Annotated in this window: 18 protein-coding genes; 6 read left to right on the top strand and 12 right to left on the bottom strand. The window is 63.2% G+C overall.

Going from position 1 to position 19911, the window contains the following annotated elements; genetic code table 11:
* Nucleotides 1–1247 (bottom strand): anti-phage 6A-MBL system MBL-fold protein (gene mblB, locus AC4D2O_RS17510; RefSeq protein WP_490908640.1); only part of this gene is annotated, 1247 nt, incomplete at its 3' end.
* Nucleotides 1248–1647: 400 nt separating this feature from the next.
* Nucleotides 1648–2856: an ATP-binding protein gene (locus tag AC4D2O_RS17505; protein ID WP_490908639.1), complete on the bottom strand. Its 1209-nt coding sequence runs from the start codon at nt 2854–2856 to the stop codon at nt 1648–1650.
* A gap of 236 nt (nt 2857–3092) precedes the next feature.
* Here AC4D2O_RS17505 and AC4D2O_RS17500 point away from each other — a divergent pair, with 236 nt between their 5' ends.
* The 3 genes from AC4D2O_RS17500 (at nt 3093) to AC4D2O_RS17490 (ending at nt 5992) form a co-directional block, all read left to right on the top strand.
* On the top strand, nt 3093–4112 hold the full coding sequence (locus AC4D2O_RS17500; RefSeq protein WP_490908638.1) for a ComEC/Rec2 family competence protein: 1020 nt from the start codon (nt 3093–3095) through the stop codon (nt 4110–4112).
* 305 nt (nt 4113–4417) lie between these two features.
* Nucleotides 4418–4840, top strand: a complete 423-nt coding sequence (locus AC4D2O_RS17495) for a hypothetical protein (RefSeq protein ID WP_490908637.1) — start codon at nt 4418–4420, stop codon at nt 4838–4840.
* Nucleotides 4841–5767: 927 nt separating this feature from the next.
* Nucleotides 5768–5992 carry a tautomerase family protein gene (locus AC4D2O_RS17490; RefSeq protein WP_490908636.1) on the top strand — a complete coding sequence of 75 codons (225 nt, stop codon included), beginning with the start codon at nt 5768–5770 and terminating at the stop codon, nt 5990–5992.
* 99 nt (nt 5993–6091) lie between these two features.
* Here the strand turns inward: AC4D2O_RS17490 and AC4D2O_RS17485 are convergent, their stop codons facing one another.
* The 9 genes from AC4D2O_RS17485 to kduI form a co-directional block, all read right to left on the bottom strand.
* Complete coding sequence (locus tag AC4D2O_RS17485; RefSeq protein WP_490908635.1) at nt 6092–7126, bottom strand: sugar kinase; 1035 nt, start codon at nt 7124–7126, stop codon at nt 6092–6094.
* Nucleotides 7127–7182: 56 nt separating this feature from the next.
* A complete protein-coding gene (gene eda / locus AC4D2O_RS17480) occupies nt 7183–7833 on the bottom strand; it encodes a bifunctional 4-hydroxy-2-oxoglutarate aldolase/2-dehydro-3-deoxy-phosphogluconate aldolase (protein ID WP_490908634.1) in 651 nt (216 codons plus the stop codon).
* Entirely contained in the window at nt 7830–9323 is a 1494-nt protein-coding gene (locus AC4D2O_RS17475) for an aldehyde dehydrogenase family protein (RefSeq protein ID WP_490908633.1), read from the bottom strand. The genes eda and AC4D2O_RS17475 overlap by 4 nt, the downstream gene beginning before the upstream one ends.
* Nucleotides 9324–9383: 60 nt before the next feature.
* The gene (locus tag AC4D2O_RS17470) at nt 9384–10292 is read right to left on the bottom strand and encodes an ABC transporter permease (RefSeq protein ID WP_490908632.1); all 909 of its coding nucleotides are present in this window, start codon (nt 10290–10292) and stop codon (nt 9384–9386) included.
* 89 nt (nt 10293–10381) lie between these two features.
* Nucleotides 10382–11944, bottom strand: a complete 1563-nt coding sequence (locus AC4D2O_RS17465; protein WP_490908631.1) for a sugar ABC transporter ATP-binding protein — start codon at nt 11942–11944, stop codon at nt 10382–10384.
* Nucleotides 11941–12951, bottom strand: a complete 1011-nt coding sequence (locus AC4D2O_RS17460; RefSeq protein WP_490908646.1) for an ABC transporter permease — start codon at nt 12949–12951, stop codon at nt 11941–11943. The genes AC4D2O_RS17465 and AC4D2O_RS17460 overlap by 4 nt, the downstream gene beginning before the upstream one ends.
* A 2-nt stretch (nt 12952–12953) precedes the next feature.
* On the bottom strand, nt 12954–14045 hold the full coding sequence (locus AC4D2O_RS17455; RefSeq protein ID WP_490908630.1) for a sugar ABC transporter substrate-binding protein: 1092 nt from the start codon (nt 14043–14045) through the stop codon (nt 12954–12956).
* 134 nt (nt 14046–14179) lie between these two features.
* The gene (kduD, locus tag AC4D2O_RS17450; RefSeq protein WP_490908629.1) at nt 14180–14959 is read right to left on the bottom strand and encodes a 2-dehydro-3-deoxy-D-gluconate 5-dehydrogenase KduD; all 780 of its coding nucleotides are present in this window, start codon (nt 14957–14959) and stop codon (nt 14180–14182) included.
* Nucleotides 14956–15771 carry a 5-dehydro-4-deoxy-D-glucuronate isomerase gene (gene kduI, locus AC4D2O_RS17445; protein ID WP_490908628.1) on the bottom strand — a complete coding sequence of 272 codons (816 nt, stop codon included), beginning with the start codon at nt 15769–15771 and terminating at the stop codon, nt 14956–14958. The genes kduD and kduI overlap by 4 nt, the downstream gene beginning before the upstream one ends.
* Nucleotides 15772–15941: 170 nt before the next feature.
* Between kduI and AC4D2O_RS17440 the strand changes: the two genes are divergently transcribed.
* The gene (locus AC4D2O_RS17440) at nt 15942–16733 is read left to right on the top strand and encodes an IclR family transcriptional regulator (RefSeq protein ID WP_490908627.1); all 792 of its coding nucleotides are present in this window, start codon (nt 15942–15944) and stop codon (nt 16731–16733) included.
* A 195-nt stretch (nt 16734–16928) separates the two neighbouring features.
* Here the strand turns inward: AC4D2O_RS17440 and AC4D2O_RS17435 are convergent, their stop codons facing one another.
* Entirely contained in the window at nt 16929–17771 is an 843-nt protein-coding gene (locus AC4D2O_RS17435) for a helix-turn-helix transcriptional regulator (protein ID WP_490908626.1), read from the bottom strand.
* A 100-nt stretch (nt 17772–17871) separates the two neighbouring features.
* Between AC4D2O_RS17435 and AC4D2O_RS17430 the strand changes: the two genes are divergently transcribed.
* Together AC4D2O_RS17430 and AC4D2O_RS17425 are read left to right on the top strand one after the other, a co-directional pair.
* Nucleotides 17872–18657, top strand: a complete 786-nt coding sequence (locus tag AC4D2O_RS17430) for an SDR family NAD(P)-dependent oxidoreductase (protein WP_490908625.1) — start codon at nt 17872–17874, stop codon at nt 18655–18657.
* A 61-nt stretch (nt 18658–18718) separates the two neighbouring features.
* A complete protein-coding gene (locus tag AC4D2O_RS17425) occupies nt 18719–19681 on the top strand; it encodes an SDR family NAD(P)-dependent oxidoreductase (protein ID WP_490908624.1) in 963 nt (320 codons plus the stop codon).
* Nucleotides 19682–19911 lie beyond the last annotated feature (230 nt).

The raw sequence follows: 19911 nt of genomic DNA, 5'->3' as shown, positions 1-19911 counted from the left end.
TCGACACGCTCCGGGCCCGCACTCGACGGCGCAGCGGCAGCGGCGATGGGAGTCGCGTTACCAACAGCGACGGCGGCTGCCGTGATGGCAGCGAACCGACGACCAGTCGCCGAGGCCGCCAGCTCAGTTTTGGCCTCCGTCGCAGCGCTGTGGACGAGGTCGCCACGAATGACGCGTGCGCCGGTCGCGTCAACGCCGAACACGACCGGGGACGGTGCCGCTTCATCGACCCAGGACATGGTGCAGATGACCTCGTCCGCGATCTCCGAATACCGATCCGCTGCCATCCGATGGGGCGGGTTATGCCCATCGACGTCCACGTCGGGGAACACTCCGCTGCTGCACACGACGGTCCCATTCGGGCGGGCGTTGCGCTCGAACGCGTTGAGGACATCCAGCTGGAGCTGTTCGTTGCCGTCGCTGTCCCTCTCGTACATCACGCGCTTGGAGCAGTGGTGCGGGGCCAAAAGTAGATCCCACGCCAGGTACTGTTCGCGGTCGTAGTACTCGCTGTAGTCGAAGATCTTCATGATCGTGTCGTGGGCCAGGTCTCCGAACAGCAGCACCTTGCCATCGACGCCGGTCTCGTCGGTCAGGGTGACCTGCATGGACAGCGACGTCTCGTTCCGCGCCGATGCGGCGTCGTCCTTGAACGGCGCGTGGATGAACGCCTCAAATACGCCAGCTCGCTCGTGCCCGTCCAGCACAGTCAACGACTTTCCAGGCCACGCGAGGTACTCATCCGGCAACTCGTCATAGGCATGGGAACTGTGCTCGTCGTCGTACCCAATAACCCGGATGCGATCACCACTGGTCGGGGCCCCTCCGGCGTTTACCGCTTCCATCGTTGCCGCAATACGTCGCTCGGACTCCTCCCGGAAAGCGATCGCGTCGCTGCAGAGAGCCGGAGCGTCTGGGTCGTTGTACTCGCGCCACAACCGGGGCGTGGACCACAGTTCACCGATTCTGACCCGGTCAACTAGGTCCGCAAAGCCTAAACAATGGTCCTTATCAGCATGCGTCAGCGCGAAGGTCGCCAAGTACGGCATACCGTCCACCACCGGCAACGCCTCGATCAGACGGTCGACCACCGCGACCTCAGGCATGGCCTCATCATCGGCTTTCGCCATGTCATGCAAATCGACCTGCAGTACAACGAGGTCGTCAACGACGACCGTCGTGCTGTCGCCGGTGCCGACAGGCCAGAACACCACACCACGGGCGGGGAGCCCCTCAGACTGAACCATGCGATCGCCTCTCTAGCCGCCGGTCGTCGAACGCGACACTAGGCATACATTGAGATTAGCTGTGGGCACCGACAACGCCATCAGTAGGCTCTTCAGCTCATCAACGGCATAGCGAGCGTAACGGGCCGGCGCGCGACGTCGCGCATACTCATTTGCGTCCTAGTCAACAGCCCTCCAGCACCTCCCATCCGGTGTTGGAGGCTGTTGGTCAGAGAAGCTACGAGGGGCCTTGTGGTGCGCCCTTTAGACCCTGTTCGTCAACATAATTTGACATAACGATAACTTTCGATCAGCGCATGAAGCGGAACGTTGACGTCAGGGCTTCCGTGTCGCTGACTGAGCAATTTTCACCTCGGGCCGAGTTTGATTATGACTGACGATCACTCGGTTCTGAGAGCGGTCAGTCGTCTTGCTGGCGGAGGATAAATCCCGTCATACCTGGAACGGTGAACGCGACTCGTCCGTAGTCGGGCGAGTAGATAATGCCTTTGCTGATGAGTTGCGCCCGGGCAGGGCCAAGAGCGGTGACTTTGACGCCGAGCCGCTCAGCAATTTGGCTTGTGCTCGAGCCGTTGTCTCCGTCTTCGGCCATTGCTCGTAGGTAGGAGCGTTCTTTCCGGGTTGCCCGTCCCCATCGGGAGGAAAAGAATCCGGCGTCTAGCTGGCCGAGCCCTAATGCGACGGCGAGTTCTGCGTCGCTTCCGGTGAAGGGGGTCGTTGGGGCGGCGTCCCAGATGGCTTTGCCGAATTCCTGGATGAAGTAGGGGTAGTTGCCGGACGCCTCGAGCAGGGTGGTGAGGGCTTCGGGGGAGTACTCGGCGCCCATCTCCTTCGCGGGTCGGGTCAGCGCGTATTGGGCATCTGGCTTCTCGAGCGGGCCGATGGTGCGGTAGTCGAACAGTCGTTCGGCGTAGGTTCGCGCTTCGCTGAGGGTTGTGGGTAGGTTCGGCAGTCCTGCGCCGATGATGTAGAACGGCCAGCCGCGTTGGCCGGCGGTGTGCTGGACGGTGATGAGCGCGGTCAGTAGATCCTGGTCGAGGTCCTGCATTTCATCGATGAAGATCGCGAAGGCGCTGTTGTCCGCTTTCAGTGCAAGAGATACGTCCTCGACGAGTTCCTCGAGATCGATGTCGATCGTCCCGGAGTTCGCTCGATCACCCCGCATGCCGGCCGCATTATCTGCGCCCTGGGCTGAGGCCATGCTGATGTCGGCCTTGATGCCAGGGACGCCCAGAGCCAGGGTGAAGGACTGGATGGTGCCCAGGGCTTGGCGGAGTCGTTCCTTGCCGGAAGGTCCGTTGTAGCGGCGAGCCGCCGAGGTCAGTTCGCGGGCGAACTTCTCGCGGACTTCGGTGAAGCCTTGTGCTTCGGGTTTGCCTTCCAGCCAGATGGTGAACCATCCGTGGTTGTCGGCGTGAGCTCGCAGGTAGTTGAGCAGCACCGTCTTGCCGACGCCTCGCAAACCTGAGAGCACCATGCCCCGGTTCTGTAGGTCGCGTTTGGTGCGGGCGACGATGAGATCGAAGGCGTCTATCTCTCGCTGCCGGCCTCCCATGACGGGTGGCCGGAGCCCGGAGCCGGGGTTGTAGGGGTTGAGTTCGAGATGCATATAGGGAAGTATACGGGGTATATGAAAATCGTTAGAACTAACTAGAACTTAGTACACCAGACTTGACCCGCGTCGCCGATGTTTGCGATCGCGGTTTTGACTATTGACCGCGATCGGTCCCGCTGTCGGCGGTGGCCCCCCTCACGAGCAAGGCCTGTCCGGCATGCACCCGCCCGGATTCGAGCACCAATCCATCGATAATTCACGGCTAACGGCGCCTAGGAAGGTACAACCCAATGATAGAGATTGAATTCATCCCGATTGGGGACAGCTCGAACACCGGTGACGCAATCCTCTGCCATATCTCGGACCCAGTGACGAGTGCGAATCGGGTCGTCCTGATCGACGGCGGATTCGCTGAAACCAGCGACGAAATCGTGAAACACGTTCAGCGGTACTACGGAACCTCTCACATCGACCTGATGTTCTGCACTCACCCCGATGATGACCACATCAACGGACTGTTCGGTGTATTCGATCAGCTCACCGTAGGGCAGCTCGTCATCCACCAGCCCTCCGCTTACGGGTACACCTCCGATGACGTGAAGGCCGACAAAGTCGACGAACTTATAGGGCTTGCTCGTCAACACGGGACGATCGTCACCACAGACGCATTCGCGGGCTCAACCTTCCTCTCTGGCGCCATCACAGTAGCTGGCCCCACAGAGGACTACTACAAGGATCTGCTCGCGGGGGAGTCAGTACAGGAAAGCAACTCGAAATCGTTCAGCTCAGTCGTACGAGCCGCGGCAACGGCGATTCGAAAGGTCCTCTCTTTTCGCAGTACGGACCCTGGCGAGGGAGAACTGACCGACAACGGTGGCACCACAGCGCGCAACAACAGCAGCCTAATCCTCAACCTTCAGGTCGATCAGTACCGGGCGCTCTTTACCGGCGATGCAGGGGCTCCGGCGTTGCTGCAAGCAGCCGATGCCCTTGAGACGCTCGGTATCGGAAACACCTACCCTGACTTCTTCGACATCCCGCACCACGGTTCACGCCACAACCTGACGGCTGAAGTGATGAATCGCCTCGCAGGCCCGATCGTCGGTGACACAAAAGCCCGCACTGCGTTCGTAAGCGTCGGCAAGGAGGCGGACGACTTTCCTCGGCCCGAGGTGGCAAACGCTTTCACCCGACGTGGCTACATGGTCTGCGCGACCAGAGGTATGACCGTCCGATGGAATCGTGACGCGGAGGACCGTCCGAGCTGGGGCCCAATTGCTCCGTTGAAATGGGTGGAGGTGGACGGCTAGACGTGCCTGACAGGTATGAGCGCACCACACAACTCAAACCGGCCGTGTGGGCTCTAGCTCCAGTAACGCTGCTTGTTGTCTTGTTGGTCCGAGTACAGAGCTTGGGCGACCTCACTCGCTCGGCCCTCCTCCTCGTGGCCGCAGCAGGGGTGCACCTGATTGTCATGCGCCTCGTCCGCGACCGCGGGGGCGATGTGCAGAAGACACTGTGGAAGGGGTGGGGCGGTAGTCCTACAGTCCAACGCCTGAGGTGGACCGACAATAAGAAAGAAGAGGTCGTTCGGCTACATCGGCGGGTACAAGCGATGACCGGTGTCAAGCTACCCAAAGCGAAGGATGAAGCCCGAAATCCCGAAGCAGCAGACGATGTTTACGACGACGCGGTTGCCAGGTTGCGCGAGCTCACGCGCATCCAGGATGCCTACCCGAGGGTCTACAGCGAGCTGCTCCTTTACGGCGCTGCCCGCAACCTTTACGGACTCAAACCCTTGGGTATCGTTATCGCCGCATTCGTTTTCCTCACCAGCACAGTGGGCGTTGGTCTGAGTGTCGCTGGCGTGACGGGCTGGACGTTGTGGCCCCTGGTGGTTTCCGGTAGTTGGGCTGTGATCGTCGCCTCGGTTTGGTTGCTCATCATCACACCCTCCCATGTGAGACGAGCTGCAGATCGATATGCTGACGCGCTGCTATCTACCCCGCAGGAGCCGGGCATCGATGCTGCAAGATGAATGGACTGAAGACCCTTTGAGCTCCCCTTCAATACCTTTTACCTGACATAATATCAATTATCGGCAATTCATCGCGACCTCCGGGGGAGTCTGCTGAGCAAACGCTCTTCGACCGCCAGATCTGTCGCGGCTAACGTCCCACTGGTTGTGCCACTGGTTATGGCGCATCCTCAGGAAGTAGCGACTACTCTCCTGACCGAACGGGTTTCCCGTCGGTGAAACCTGTTCTGGTTCAAGACGCAGCTGGCCGTCCCCACGATGATCCCGTTGCTCTCGGTGACGCCCAGGCGCCTGGCCGTCGCCTTCGCGCCGCGCTCGGTGTACGCGTCGAGGGACTTCCCTTCCCCACGTAGCGTGCCGATCAACCCAAAAGCGCCATCCTCGGATCGTCAATATCAGCTGACAAATTTTCGATTATCGGTTGTCTACCGGAACTACTTGGAAGGGGCTGCTGATAAAGACGGTTGCCCCGTACCGCTGGGCGAATGCATTGCTGAGATGCCGCTGTTTGTAGCTTCGAGCAATCGGTCGCTTCGGCATCAGGTGGCCGCTCTTCCACACCCGACGCTGCCAATCCTTGGCAGCGTCGTATGTCCGGCGCACATGTACTCAGGCCCTGCGCATCTGGAGCGGTGCGCGCTTTCTGGCGCGCCTCGCTCACCAGAACGGACTCTCAGGGTGCCGTCGTCCTTGCGCTCCGCCTGTTATCGTCCCTCATCGCGCAAGCGTGGGCACTGCTCGTCAATCGGTCACCGCTGCACGGTCATAGGTGAAGTTTGGACGATCCATAAATTCACACGAGCGGCTCCACATAATCATCGACAGCCTCGGAGTCATTGCGCGCCCTAATTGAGTTGGGTAAGGTGATATTCACACTGATGAACCAAAGTCGTCCTTGTGGACGAACCGCTAGGAGAGAGGCCTACCATGCCTAATATCACCGTTGAGCTCCTGCAGGGCCGCACGCTGGAGCAGCGTCGCGCCTTCGCCCGTGCCGTGGCCGATAGTGCCGTTGAGATCCTTGGGGCTCGTCGGCAGGACGTGCGCATGGTCTTCACCGAGATCTCGGCAGACACCGTCGCGAACGGCGGCGTTCTCGCGAGTGAAGACGAGAGCCGAGCCAGTGTGGTGGCCGCACTCGGCGGGGACTGAGCCGGGACAGCAACGACATACACACTGACCTGTGAAGCCATGGGTTCAGGAACTGCATCCAGCCGGTGGGCACTTCTGTTGTCGTGTTTCATCTGATGCCTAGCGTCGGACGCGGGCGTTGGAACCGCTGGCCAGTGCCCAGACCTCCTCACGGGTGGCCATGGAGTTGTCACCCGGTGTAGTCATCGCTAGCGCACCATGGGCAGCACCGAGCTCGAGGCACGTCTGCAGCTCCTCTCCCTCGAGCAGGCCGTAGATCAGCCCGGACGCGAAGCCGTCACCGCCCCCCACACGGTCGAAGATGCCGAGGTGGTCGCGGGCCGCCGAGGACAACACGCCTGTCTCCAAGGACCAGGCGATGGCTTGCCAGTCGTTGTCGCTGGCTGTGTGAACGGTTCGCAGCGTGGTCGCCACAACGGAGACCCACGGCATTTTCTCCGCGACGATCCCTGCCATGGCGGCGAAGCTGTTCGTCGGCGTCCTCAAGTCCTCGTCGACGCGTTCGATGTCGAAGCCTAGTGCGGCGGTGAAGTCCTCCTCGTTGCCGATCAAAAGATCGACATTTCTGGCCAACCTCGTGTTGACGTCCTTGGCGACCTCTCTCCCACCGATACCGGCCCACAGGCTGGGCCGGTAGTTGGTGTCGAAGGACACCACGGTGCCGTACTTCTGGGCAGCGACCATCGCTTCCTCGGCAACAGCGGCGGCGCTCTCCGACAGAGCGGCGTAAATCCCCCCGGTGTGGAGCCATCTCACCCCACGACGACCGAACAGGTCGCTCCAGTCCACGGCGCCTGGAGTCAGCAGAGCGATCGCGGTGTTGGCACGGTCGGAGACTCCGACCGCGCCCCGCACACCGAAGCCGCGCTCGGTGAAATTGAGTCCGTTGCGGACAGTGCGGCCGATACCGTCGTACTCCTCCCACCGGATCAGTGAGGTATCGACTCCGCCCTGTAGGACAAGGTTCTCGACGAGGTGGCCGATCTCGTTGTCCGCAAGCGCGGTGACGACGCCGGCCCGGAGCCCGAACACTGTTCGTATCCCGCGAGCGACGTTGTACTCGCCGCCGCCCTCCCATGCGTCGAAACGGCGGGCGGTGCGGATCCGGCCCTCGCCCGGGTCGAGCCGCAGCATGACCTCTCCCAGCGCCACGACATCGAACTCACAATCGGCAGCGGGGCGAGTCCTGATCATGGTTGCGCTCCTTGCCGGCCGTAGGCGAGTGGAGCCGCGCCGATGGTGGCCGAGCATCTCAGGGCCACCTCGTCCCACTGCTCGGAGGCCAAGAGGTCGGCCGCGACCATCCAGCTGCCACCGACCGCCGCGACCGCAGGGTGGGAGAGATACATCGGAGCACTCTCGGCGGTGAGCCCACCTGTGGGTACGAACCACACCTGGGGGAACGCGGCGGATAGCGCTCTGACGGTGGGCAACCCACCGCAGGCCTCGGCCGGGAAAAACTTGACGGTGTCGAGCCCGAGGTCCAGCGCCGCCATGATTTCGGAGGCGGTGCTGACGCCGGGAATCACCGGAAGATTGAGCGCCTGGCAGCGGCGTACGACCTCGACGCTCAGGCCGGGTGAGACTACGAAGCCGGCGCCCGCCTCGTACACGAGGTCGACCTGTGCGGCGGTGAGAACGGTTCCGGCGCCCACGTTTAGGTCACCGCGCGCCGCAAGGCGCCGCAGTACTGCGACCGCCTCCGGCGTACGGAGGGTAATTTCCGCAACCGGCAGCCCGCCATTGACCAGGGCGGCACCGAGGTCGTCGGCTTGGGCGGCGTCGTCGAACACCACCACCGGAATGACCCGGTGCCCCCTCAGGATATCTATCGTGCTCACCGCAGTTCGGCGATAACGGTCTTGAGCTCGGTGTAGTCGTCCAAACCAAACGAACCGAGCTCCCGACCCCATCCGGACTGCTTGAAACCACCGCGCGGCAGCGTCACGTCGTCCGCGTGCCACGTATTGAGCCAGACCGTCCCTGCGCGCAGACGGGCGCCGACGCGGTGCGCGGTACCGATGTCCTTGGACCACACGCCAGCCGCCAGGCCATAGACGGTGTTGTTGGCGGCCGCGACCACCTCGTCTTCGGTGTCGAAAGGGATCGCAGTGATGACGGGACCGAATATCTCGTCCGTCTGCACTGCCATGTCCTCGGTGACCGACGTGATCAGCGTGGGATGGACGAAGTAGCCGTTGTCACCGACGGCGTCAGCGCTTCCGGCACTGAGCGTCGCACCGGCCTCGACCGCACCGCGGATGTAACCCAGCACCTTCTCGTACTGCTCCTGGGAGACGAGCGGGCCCATGGTGCTGTCGGCAGCGAATGCGTCACCCACTTTGATGGCATTGGCGGCCGCGGCCACGCCCTCGACCACCCGGTCGTAGACGCTGCGTTGGACGTAGAGGCGCGAGCCGTTGACACAACACTGGCCCTCGTTGAAGTAGCCCGCCAGGGCGGCACCGGCGATGGCGGCGTCGAGATCCGCATCGGCGAAGATGATGTTGGGCGCCTTGCCGCCGAGCTCCAGCGAGACCTTTTTCAGGTTGCCTGACGCGGCCGCGGCGATCTTCTTGCCGACCTCGGTGCTGCCGGTGAAGGCGACCTTGTCGACGTCGGGGTGTTCAACCAGCGCGGCGCCGGTGTCACCGAAGCCGGTGACTACGTTGACGACACCTGCGGGCAGACCGGCGTCAAGGAGCAGCTGGCCCAGTCTGAGCGCGGTCAGCGGGGTCTGCTCGGCCGGCTTAAGAACGATGGTGTTGCCGACGGTAATGGCGGGCACGATTTTGAACGCGGCCATCGTCAGAGGGAAGTTCCATGGCACGATCCCGGCGACGACACCGATGGCCTCGCGACGGGTGTAGGCATGGAAGTTTCGCCCGGGCACCGACATCGGGATTGTGGTTCCCTCCATCTTGGTGGCCCAGCCGGCGAAGTAGCGGAACAGCTCGGCGGCCACGCCGACGTCGCCGCGCGCTGAATCGAGTGTCTTGCCGTTGTCGAGTGACTCGAGCTGGGCGAACTCCTCGACGCTTTCGTCGATAAGGTCACCGATGCGCCACAGCAGGTGGGAGCGGTCGCGCGGGCTCATCTCGGACCACGGCGAGGGCGACTCGAAGGCATTTCGGGCGGCCACGACCGCGCGGTCGACGTCCACAGCAGATGCCTGTGCGACCTGAACGAGGACCGCCTCGGTCGACGGGTTGACGGTCGCGAAGGTCCTGCCATCCTTCGCGTCCACCCACTCACCGTCGATGAGCAGCTGCTTGGGGGTGGCGAGGAACTCCTCGACGGCGGGCAGGAGCGTGATGGTGTCGGTAATCATGGTGGCCTTCCATAGGGTTGGGTTGTGCTTCGTAGGTGTGGCAAGGAGAAATCAGCGCGGCTACTTGATGACTAACACCTTCGAACGGTCGAGGGTCAGTGCCACGGCGGCGACGATGATTGCTCCGTACAGGATCTGCTCGTACGCCGAAGGTACGCCGACAATCGGCAGGCCGACACGCAGCAGCGTGATGACCAGGGCGCCGACGAGGGAGCGCCAGATGCTGCCGTGACCGCCCGTGATAGCTGTGCCGCCGACGACGATCGCGGCCACCGCCGGGAGCAGCAGGTTGTCCGCCATGGTCGGACTGCCGCTGAAGTTGCGCGACACGAGCATGACGGCGGCGAGGCCGGCGCACGCCCCGGATACGGTGAAGGCACCGACTTTGACCAGGTCGACCGGCGCGCCGGCCAGGCGGGCGGCCGACTCGGAGTAACCGGTGGCGCTGACCCAGCTGTGCAGCGGCGTGAGTTTGAGGACCAGGGCGATCGCGGCCACTACTATCACGGCCACAAAGAAGGCCATGGGGACGACCCCGCCGACGTACAAGGTGAGCCAGTTGGTGGCTTCCCGCTCAACGATCCGGATGGGACCGGCGTCGGAGATGACCAGGGCGATCGCTGAGAAGATGCTCAGGCCGCCCAACGTGATGATGAACGACGGGATGCGGAGCAGTACGTGGGCGATGCCTTGCACCGCACCGATCGCACCGGCAGCCCCGATGACGGCTAGTGTGGTGAGACCGCCGAGGTCGGGCAGCCACAGGGCGAAGACCACCGTCGACAACGAGCACAGGGCGGCGATCGACAGATCGATTCCACCGCACAGGACCACCAGCGTGGCGCCTGCCGCGAGAACGATAAGCGGCGCCGACGTGTTGACCGCGGCCGTGAGGCTGCGCTGGGTAAGGAACCCAGGGTCAGCGATGGCAAGTGCTGCCAGCAAAGTGACGAGCGCGATGAGCGGCATGAATGACGTTAGCCGCTGCCCGAGGGTCGCGCGGCCCGCTTCGACTACCGGTTCCGTCGTAGATATGGCATTCACAGGGGTGGACACGATCAGACCATCTCCTTGACGAGGTCGAGGGGAGTTGGTTTGCCACCCGAGGGACAGGCCACCTCTCTGGTCGCGCGACCGTCGCTCATCACGACGACCCGGTCGGACATGCCTATAGCCTCCTCAAGGCTATCGGCCAGCAGGACCGTGGCCACGCCGGTCCCGGCGAGCTCGCGCATCAGGCGGTATACCTCCGATCGGGCCCCGATATCGAGACCGCGGGTGGGGTGGTCGAGCAGCAGCAACCGGATGTCGCCGGCCACCAGCCATCGGGCGAGCACCACCTTTTGCTGGTTTCCGCCCGAGAGTCGCTGGATGGCGGTGCCCCTGTGCGGGGTGCGGATGGAGAGCCGCTCTATCCAGCTATCGACGAGTGTCGCCTGCTTCTTGGGCGCCACGAGCGGGCCCGTGCAGCGGGACTTCTGCTTGGTCAGCGTCATGTTGTCGGCGACCGACATCGGACCGACCATGCCCTCGCTCTTGCGCTCGGCGGGAACGTAGCCGATGCCAGCAGCACAGGCAGCTCGGGTGCCGGACAGGTCGAGCTCCTTGCCGTCGAGGGTGACCTCGCCGGCCGTCGTCGGCTCAGCCCCGAACAGTGCACGACAGAGGTCTTCGCGACCCGAGCCGTGCACACCGACGATCCCGACGATCTCGCCGGCGTGGACCTCGAGGTCCACGTCGCGGAACGTTTTGCCTGACAGGCCCCGGACCGTGAGCATGGGCTCGAGCGTCAGGTCCGAGGGCTTCGCCGCAGTGTCATGGTAGTGGTCGTCGGAGCCGGTCGACCCGATCATCATCCGGTGCAGCTCGGACGGGGTCGCACCTGCGGTCAGAATCTCTCCCACCGATCGGCCGCCGCGCAGCACGCTGACCCGGTCGCAGACGTCGAGCACCTCGTCGAGACGGTGGGACACGAAGACGACCGAGGCGAATTCACGCAGCCGGCGGATCTGCGTGAAGAGGGTATCGATCTCTTTCGGTTCCAGGACCGAGGTTGGCTCGTCGAGAATGATCACGGGCGGGTGCTGGCTGCGCTCCTCTATCCGGAGCACCTTCGCGATCTCGACCATCTGCCGATCGGCGAAGGACAGCGTGTCCGTGCGGGCTAGTGGGTCGATGGTGGAACCGATCTTGTCGAGTTGCTCTTGTGCCAGCTCGCGCATCGTCTTCCAGTGGTAGATACCGCGCCGGACGCCCTGCCCCTCGCTGCCGAGCACGATGTTCTCGGCAGCCGTGAGGTTGGGTACCAGGGACTGCTCTTGGAAGACCATGCCGATACCGTGGTTGGCGGCGTCGACGACGCTCCTGAGCCGGATGTTTTCGCCGCGGACCCGGATCTCGCCAAAGTCGGGCCTGACGAGTCCTACGAGGGCCTTGAGAAGGGTGGATTTTCCGGCGCCGTTCTCACCGGCGATGCCGAGTACCTCGTGCGGGCGCACGACGAGGTCGACGCCGTCGAGTGCCTTGACGCCCGGGTAGTGCTTGACGAGGCCACGCACCTCGAGCGCGTGTACTGGGCCAGGCGCGTTTGCCTCGGCGTTAATTTGCTGATCGGTGGTCATTTGGTTACCTGGTTCCTTCGACGTTGCGGAATAACTGCGGCGGCCACCGCCGCGACGACGATGAGGCCCTGCACGCCGCCTTGCCAGTAGGGGCTGACGCCGATCTGAACCAGGCCGTTGGTGAGGACGGTGATCAGCAGGACACCGACGGCCGAGTGCAGGATGCCGCCGCGGCCACCGGTGAGAAGGGTGCCGCCGACCACCGCCGCGGTGATGGCCGCGAAGTCGAAGCCCTTGCCGGCCTGGACGAGGCCGGCGCTGAGCTGGCTGGTGACCATGACGCCGGCGAGCCCGTAGAACGCGCCGGCGAGAGTGAAAACGGCGATCTTATACGGGGCGACCTTCACGCCGGAGAGCGACAGCACTTCCTCCGCGCCGCCGATGGCGAACGCGTAGCGGCCGAGTCGGGAGTAGCGCTGGATTAGCCAGCCCAGCAGGACGCAGGCGGCCGCGATCCAGGTGAGGTAGGAAAAGCCGAGCAGGCGGTCGATGGCCCAGCTTTCGAGCGTGGTGTCGGTGATGTTCGGCTGCACCCCGGCGAACATGAGGGTGGCGAGCCCGAGCCCGATGGCCGAGATGCCGAGGGTCGTCATGAAGGAGGGCACCTTCAACAGGACCAGGGCGAGTCCGCTTAGGCAGCCGAGTGCCGCGGCCAGGAGGACCGCGATCAGGACACCGACGAGGCTTAGGGCGTTGTCGTTGCGGTTGTTGGCGACCAGGAGGGCAACCGCGATGGCAGACGCTCCCATGATCCCCGGAGCGGAGAGATCGATGGACCCCATCATGAGTACGAAGGTGATACCGCAGGTCACGACGGCGAGGACAGCTGCTGTGTCCAAGATGTTCTGCACGTTCCCGATGGTCCGGAAATCAGGGCTTAGTGCTGCGAAGACCGCGAAAATGACGATCAGGGCGATCGGGGGACCGGCGTCTCGGAACGACACCCCCCGTCGAGGTTGGGGGCGGTGCGCCGCGGCGACCTCGATGTCCTCGGCGGGGGATGCCATGCTCACGAGATCGAGCCCTGCGACCGGCTGAAGAGGTTGTCGCACGCGAAGTCGGCGTCGTTGGTCTCCGGGGAGATGAATTCGGCGACGTTGTCCTGGTCGATCAGGAACTGCTCGGCGAACCAGGCGCGGTCCTCGTCAGCGATGTCCTCGACCGACAGCTCGCCAGTGGCGACACAGTAGCCGATGGCCAGGCCGATGCCTCCCTGCCAAGGGCCGTCACTGGAGACGGTGGCGGTCATTGTGCCGTCCTCGATCGCGGTCAGCGCGTCCGGCACGGCATCGATTCCGACGACTGCCACGTCCGTGCGGCCGGCCTGCTGCAGCGCCTCGAGCGCACCCAGCGCCATGTCGTCGTTGGCGGCCCAGATGCCCTTGATGTCCTCGCCGTGCTTGGTGAGCAGCGTCTTGGTCACCTCGAGCGCTTCTGCGCGGGAGAAGTTGGCTGTCTGGTCATCGAGTAGTTTGATGTCCGGGTTGGCCGCCAGCGATTCTTCGAGGCCGGCAAAGCGGTCCTTTGCAGCACCGGTGTCGAGAATGCCCTGCAGGGCGATGATGCCGCCCGGCCCGCCGATGGCCTCGGCCAGCGCGTCACCGATTTGCTTGCCGGACTCGACACCGTCGTATGTGATGTGGCTGAGCCACTGGTCGTAGTCGGTGATGTTGAGATCGGCCGGCTTGTTCCACTGTGTGACGAGGTAGGCGCCGGCCTCCTCGGCCCCTTCTACGACTGGGGGGGTATCGGAGTCACCGTTGGGCAGGATGTTCATGACGAGGCACTCGGTGTCGCCGGCGAGCAGCTGGCTGATCTGCTCCTGCTGCTTGGTGGAGTCACCGTCGTAGGTAAGCCGCTCCTGGCTCAGGTCAACGGACTCAGCGAATGCGTCACCACCGTCGAGCCACGCGGCCTCGTAGGGGTTAGATTCGTTGCGGACCTGGCCGACCAGCCTGACGTCGGAGGGGTTGCAGCTGCCGGCTTCGGTGCCGCCACTGCCCCCACTACCTCCACTGGCCTGCTCGCTACATCCTGCAAGGCTAACGGTGGCCAGAGAGAGGCCGATGAGGGCTGCGGCGGGACGAAAGGTGTATTTCATATCGATCCTCGATTTCTTCGGTACCGGAATTTTCGCGGGAAGGACTGATGGGCGGTGAGCTGCCGTACGAATGTGAGTAGTGCCGAATCGTGCGGGGCTGCGGTGTGATGGGAATTGTGTGTCTGGGTCGGGGCTTATCGGGCCATCCAGCCTCCGTCGACGACGAGGACGTGGCCGTTGACGTAGTTGGCCGCCGAGGAGCTGAGGAACACTGCCGCGCCGGCGATGTCGGCCGCCGTCCCCCATCGTCCGGCGGGAATCCGCTCGAGAATCGCGCGGGAGCGGTCGGGGTCCTCTCGGAGCTGGCTCGTGTTGTCGGTGGCCATGTAGCCGGGGGCGATGGCATTGACCTGCACGCCGGACGGGCCCCACTCGTTCGCCAACGCTTTGGTGATGCCGGCGACCCCGTGCTTGCTGGCGGCGTACGAGGCGACCCGAATCCCACCCTGAAAAGCGAGCAGGCTGGCGATGCTGATGATTTTTCCGTGCCCGCGCTCAACCATGGGGCGGCCGAGGTATTGACTCAGGAAGAAAAGCCCGTTGAGGTTGGTGTCGATGACACGGTTCCAGGACTCCGGGCTCAGGCCGACGGTGTCCTCGCGCTCGATGATTCCGGCGTTATTGACCAGGATGTCGACCTGGCGGCTTTCGGTCACCTCCGCGCTGACTCGCGCGACGGCGTCGTGGTCTGCGACGTCGAGATCGACATTCTGGACCTCGCGTCCTAGGCTCCGGGCCATCGCACGGGTCGAGTCCTGGCTGCCCGGTCGGCCGAGCAGCACCAGATCCGCGCCGGCTTGAGCGAGGCCGAGCGCGACGCCCTGGCCTAGACCACGGCCGGCGCCGGTGACGACCGCGGTCTTGCCGTGCAGGTTGAACGGAGAACGGCGCTCAGTTTCGAGTTGCGTGGTCACAGGTCCTCCAGTGAGACGGGGGTGAGGTCGGTGTAAGCGTTGTTTTCGCCTGCCATGGCCCAGATGAATGCGTAGGAGCCGGTGCCGGCGCCCGAGTGGATCGACCAGGGCGGCGAGATGACGGCTTCACGATTGCGCACGACTAGGTGGCGGGTGGCGCGGGGCTTGCCCATGAAGTGGAAGACCCGGTCCTCCTCGTCGAGGTCGACATACAGGTAGACCTCGGTGCGCCGGTCGTGCAGGTGCGGCGGGAAAGTGTTCCACACGGAGCCGTCGGCAATGACGGTCAGACCGAACTGGAGCACCGACGTCTGCAGTTCCTGACCCCAGGCGTAGCGGTAAAGACTGCGCTCGTTGGCGCCCTGCGGCGAACCGAGCGCCACCGGTTCGATCTCCTGGTGACTCAGTGCAGTCGTGGGGTACGTCGCGTGCGCGGGCGCTGAGACAAAGTAGAACGCCGCTTCGGGACCAGCGAAGACGACCTCGCTGCCGCGCCCGACGAACAGGCCGTCGAGGTGGTGGAGCTCGAACTTCTCCCCGTCGACCAAGACGTGACCGAAATGTCCGACGTTGATGATGCCCAGCTCGCGACGCTCCAAGTGGGAGGCGGTGCCGAGCACGTCCCAAGCCGGCAACTCGAGCCGGCTGTCCCCGGGCACCGCTCCCCCAACCACCAGCCGGTCGTCGTGCGAGTAGACACCGTGCACCTCGCCGGCGCGGAACAGGCCCTGAACGAGAAAGTTCTCCCGCAGGTCCGCCGTCGTCGCCGTCTCCACGCTGGACGGTGAGGCGGAATACCTAACCTTTATCAATGCGCTCTCCTCGTTATCTGAACCGCGTTCCGCTATGTGAATTGAGAAGAACCATAGCTGTGACTGTCATCACAATCAAGGGTTCGAACTAAGTCCACATATGTGGACGTTGGAGTAGAGTTGCTTTTGAGCGCGAGCAAGGTCGTGCCACAACGATCAGGAGGCCTCGAATGGACACGGACATGATGGTGAACGGCCACTCCTCGACGGGACAGGTCAAATCTGCCGCCCGCGTGCTCGACCTCCTCGACGCCATCGCCGCTCACGGTCCCGGCACCCAGCTGCAGCTCGCACATCGCCTAGGCATCCCGAAGAGCAGCCTGCACGCACTCCTGCGCACCATGTGCGCGCGCGGGTGGCTGGACACAGATCCGACCGGGAGCGTCTATCAACTGGGGATTCACACGCTGACCGTCAGCTCGGCCTACCTCGACGGTGACCCGGTTCTCTCGCGTGCTGCTGCGGTGATGGATGAGATCGCAGTCGCCACCGAGGAAACCGTGCACCTCGGTCGCCTGGAGGGTAGCGACGTCATCTACACCGCTAAGCGAGAGTCCAAGCATCCCCTACGGATGCACTCGGCCGTCGGTCGGCGCCTCCCTGCCTACGCCACTTCCCTCGGCCGGGCGATGCTCGCCACGCAGCCGGCCGCCATCCGTGAAGCGCTCGTCCCCGAGAAAATCGAGCCCCTCACTTCTAAGGCGACCACGGACCGGGGCACTTTGCTGGCAATCATCGAGAAGGCGACCCAACTGGGCTACGCGGTAGAAAGCGAGGAGTCCTGTTTGGGCGTGCGCTGCTTCGGAGTCGCCCTGCCTTTTTCGCGTGCAACAGTGGACGCCCTCAGCGTTGCGGTGCCGATCAGCCGCTTGGACGGCGACCGCGAGGACTTCATTATTGAAACCCTGCTGAGCGTCAAGGCCCGTCTGTCCCTCCTGCATGACAACAGCATCGTCCGCTGAAGCAGTCCTGCTAATGCCCGGCGCCATCGTCGGCGTTTGGTCGTTTCTCATGCGCGAGTGCAGCGGTGATAGCGGTCGGCGACGGCAGGGTGGCCTGATTATCAACGGGAAGCGCTTCATAGGGTTAGGACGTCACGGTTAAGGGTTGGGTAGATCCCTTAAGGGGGTCGGTGTCGTGAAGGGTGGGGTGCAGTGTCAACGAGAGGCGGCTTGTTCTGACCCCCAACTAGCTAGGAACGGTAGCTTTCGGACGGTCTCCGAGTCAGGTTGTGCTATGTAGGTAATAAGGACCTGATCGAAGGCTCGTGGTGATGTAACTGTCTCGATATCGAAGGACAGTTCCCCGACCACGGGGTGCAGGATTTGCTTTGCCGCCGAGGTGTAGTCCTGCACGCTGTGGTCCTCCCACCAGCGCGCCGCATCCACGTCCCGGGACGTCAACTCATCGATCAAGGCCATTAGTCGTTTGTCGTCGGGGTGACGGCCTAATTCTCCACGGAGAGCGGCAATTGATGTCGCGGCGAAATGCGCCCAGTTCACGATGCGTTCTCGAGCGAGCGGGTCGAAGAACATGAAGCGCACCAGGGATGTTGACGGCCGGAGGCCATCCAAGACGGCGGTGAGAAGCGCGTTGGTAGCCAGTACCTCTCCGCGGCGCCCCAATACGAGGGCCGGCGCATGATCCAGCGCCCCCATCAGTCTGAGTAACCCTGGGTCGGCTTGCTGTAAAGCCGGTGATGCGGTCCGTGATCGATTGGAAGGATTCGCCAAAGCGAACAGGTGCTTCTGTTCCACCTCGTTCAGGCATAGAGCTCGGGCCAACGCCTCGAGCACGCTGGCGGAGACATTAGACTGGCGTCCCTGCTCAAGGCGGCTGTAGTAGTCCGAACTCATGCCAGCCAGCACTGCAAGTTCCTCCTTGCGCAAGCCTGGTACCCGGCGTGGTCCGGGAAGGGCCTCCACGCCGGCCGCAGCCGGGGTCAGAGCGTCTCGACGAGAGCGCAGGAATGCTCCGAGTTGTGTCCGATCAGCAATCATCTCCTCACTGTAGATCTCCCGGACTGCCCGAACGTGGTCCTGCCATGCCCAGGTTGAGCGGGGTCTGGTTCAAGTGATCCGCTGGATCTACAACTGACTCATGACAACAAACGTCCTATTCAGTACAGCGACTCCCCTCGACGGGCGAACTGCTCTCGTCACTGGTTCCACCAGTGGTATCGGCGCTGCTATCGCCAGCACTCTGGCCGCAGCGGGTGCCCATGTCGTGGTGAGCGGACGCAACCGACTCCGAGGAGCCGAGGTCACGGCTCGCATCAACGAGAATGGCGGCCGCGCGGAATTCCTCGCTGTCGACCTAGCGGGTTCTTATTCGGAGATCCGGCAGTTCGTCACGGAGGCCAGAGCATTGCTGGGAGGACATGTCGACGTCCTCGTGAACAACGCGGGAATCTATCCTGCGACATCGACCGCTGACCTTCCCGACGACGACCTCGAGGCAATGCTCGCGGTCAACCTTCGGGCTCCACACATACTCGCCGCTTCCCTCCTTCCCGCAATGGCGGACGCCGGAGGCGGTGTCGTGATCAACATCGGTTCGTGGATGGCGTCAGTAGGTAACCCCTTCGCCGCCATGTACACGGCGACGAAGGCCGCTTTGGAACAACTGACCAGATCCTGGGCCGCTGAATTCGGCGCATATGGCGTCCGCGTCAACACAGTCTCCCCGGGCGCAACTCTCACCCCCGGCAACGAAGCGGCCCGCACCGTCCTCGACGCAATGACCGCCACGACTCCAGCCCGCGTGGTCATCCAGCCACAGGATGTCGCGCAGGGCGTACTGTTCCTAGCATCTGATGCCTCACGGATGATGCATGGGAGCATCCTCGCCATCGACGGTGGTATTTCTTCGACCCGTCCCGCATGACGCTGGCCCTGCTACGAACAGCGACAACCTACCCGACTACTTCTGAGACTGGGCACCTAGTATGACCACCATCGATTCCCCATTTACCGCGGTGAGCACCGCCAATGACGTCGTCGAACACATTGACCTCACGGGCAGGAGAGCGATCGTCACCGGCGCTTCCTCCGGCATCGGTGTCGAGACCGCCCGAGCTCTCGCACGTGCCGGTGCCGAAGTGACCCTCGCCGTCCGCGACATCGACGCCGGACACCACGTTGCCGCAGACATTATGCGTGCGGATCATCATACAAAAGTGCTTGTTCGCCCGCTCGACCTCGCTAACATCACCTCTGTATACCGTTTCGCCGACACGTGGGCGGGCCCTCTTCACCTACTCGTCAATAATGCAGGAATCATGATGACGCCGGAGGCGCGGACAGAGCGCGGCTGGGAACTGCAGTTCGCGACGAACCACCTCGGACATTTTGTGCTGGCAAACGGGCTCCATCACGCTCTGGCAGCTGCGGAAGGAGCGAGGATTGTGTCCGTGAGTTCCAGCGGTCACGGCATGTCCGACATCATGTACGACGACCTGTTCTTCGATCACCGCCCCTATGACGCCGGTCAGGCCTATGGTCAATCCAAGACCGCAAATGTGCTCTTCGCCGTCGAAGCCACCCGACGGTGGGCGAACGATGGGATCACCGCAAACGCCGTGATGCCCGGCGGAATCTGGACCAACCTGCAACGCCACTGGAGCCCAGAAACCCTGGTTGCCGTCAAACAGCAGGTCGCTGCCGCCGGCCTCACTACGAAAACACTGGAACAGGGAGCAGCAACGTCGGTATTCGCCGCCACCTCCCCCCTCCTCGACGGGATTGGGGGGAAGTATCTCGAGGACTGCACAGAAGCAACCGTCGTACCGGAGATCATTAACGGAACTCACGGAGTTCGCGCCTACGCCCTGGACCCCACCAACGCCACCCGGCTCTGGGATGTATCCCTCGAATTAATCGACCGACGCCATAACGACCCCGGGATATGAGGGCAGAAGGATGATCAGCAGCCCGGAAAATCAATTGCTTTGCACAAGCCTAAGTCTCCCATTCGTCTCTTTTAGCGAGAACTGACACCCGCGAAGCGAGGACGGACGGCGTGTTTTTCGACACGCATAAGCATAATATCAATTATCGGTCTCTTTGTACTGCTAGCAGCGGGAGTCTGTGTAGAAGCCATTTGTCGGCGCTTTTCACCGATGTGAGAGTTGCCGTGCAG

It is taken from the genome of Arthrobacter sp. TJ-238, from assembly GCF_058269215.1.
This window is presented reverse-complemented; position numbering and strand designations above follow the sequence as displayed.

Excerpts from the sequence above, each read along its gene's own strand:
- AC4D2O_RS17505 (WP_490908639.1), bottom strand. The coding sequence starts at position 2,856 with ATGCATCTCGAACTCAACCCCTACAACCCCGGCTCCGGGCTCCGGCCA.
- AC4D2O_RS17500 (WP_490908638.1), top strand. The coding sequence starts at position 3,093 with ATGATAGAGATTGAATTCATCCCGATTGGGGACAGCTCGAACACCGGT.
- AC4D2O_RS17495 (WP_490908637.1), top strand. The coding sequence starts at position 4,418 with ATGACCGGTGTCAAGCTACCCAAAGCGAAGGATGAAGCCCGAAATCCC.
- AC4D2O_RS17490 (WP_490908636.1), top strand. The coding sequence starts at position 5,768 with ATGCCTAATATCACCGTTGAGCTCCTGCAGGGCCGCACGCTGGAGCAG.
- AC4D2O_RS17485 (WP_490908635.1), bottom strand. The coding sequence starts at position 7,126 with ATGCTGCGGCTCGACCCGGGCGAGGGCCGGATCCGCACCGCCCGCCGT.
- AC4D2O_RS17475 (WP_490908633.1), bottom strand. The coding sequence starts at position 9,323 with ATGATTACCGACACCATCACGCTCCTGCCCGCCGTCGAGGAGTTCCTC.
- AC4D2O_RS17470 (WP_490908632.1), bottom strand. The coding sequence starts at position 10,292 with ATGCCGCTCATCGCGCTCGTCACTTTGCTGGCAGCACTTGCCATCGCT.
- AC4D2O_RS17465 (WP_490908631.1), bottom strand. The coding sequence starts at position 11,944 with ATGACCACCGATCAGCAAATTAACGCCGAGGCAAACGCGCCTGGCCCA.
- AC4D2O_RS17460 (WP_490908646.1), bottom strand. The coding sequence starts at position 12,951 with ATGGCATCCCCCGCCGAGGACATCGAGGTCGCCGCGGCGCACCGCCCC.
- AC4D2O_RS17455 (WP_490908630.1), bottom strand. The coding sequence starts at position 14,045 with ATGAAATACACCTTTCGTCCCGCCGCAGCCCTCATCGGCCTCTCTCTG.
- AC4D2O_RS17440 (WP_490908627.1), top strand. The coding sequence starts at position 15,942 with ATGGACACGGACATGATGGTGAACGGCCACTCCTCGACGGGACAGGTC.
- AC4D2O_RS17435 (WP_490908626.1), bottom strand. The coding sequence starts at position 17,771 with ATGATTGCTGATCGGACACAACTCGGAGCATTCCTGCGCTCTCGTCGA.
- AC4D2O_RS17430 (WP_490908625.1), top strand. The coding sequence starts at position 17,872 with ATGACAACAAACGTCCTATTCAGTACAGCGACTCCCCTCGACGGGCGA.
- AC4D2O_RS17425 (WP_490908624.1), top strand. The coding sequence starts at position 18,719 with ATGACCACCATCGATTCCCCATTTACCGCGGTGAGCACCGCCAATGAC.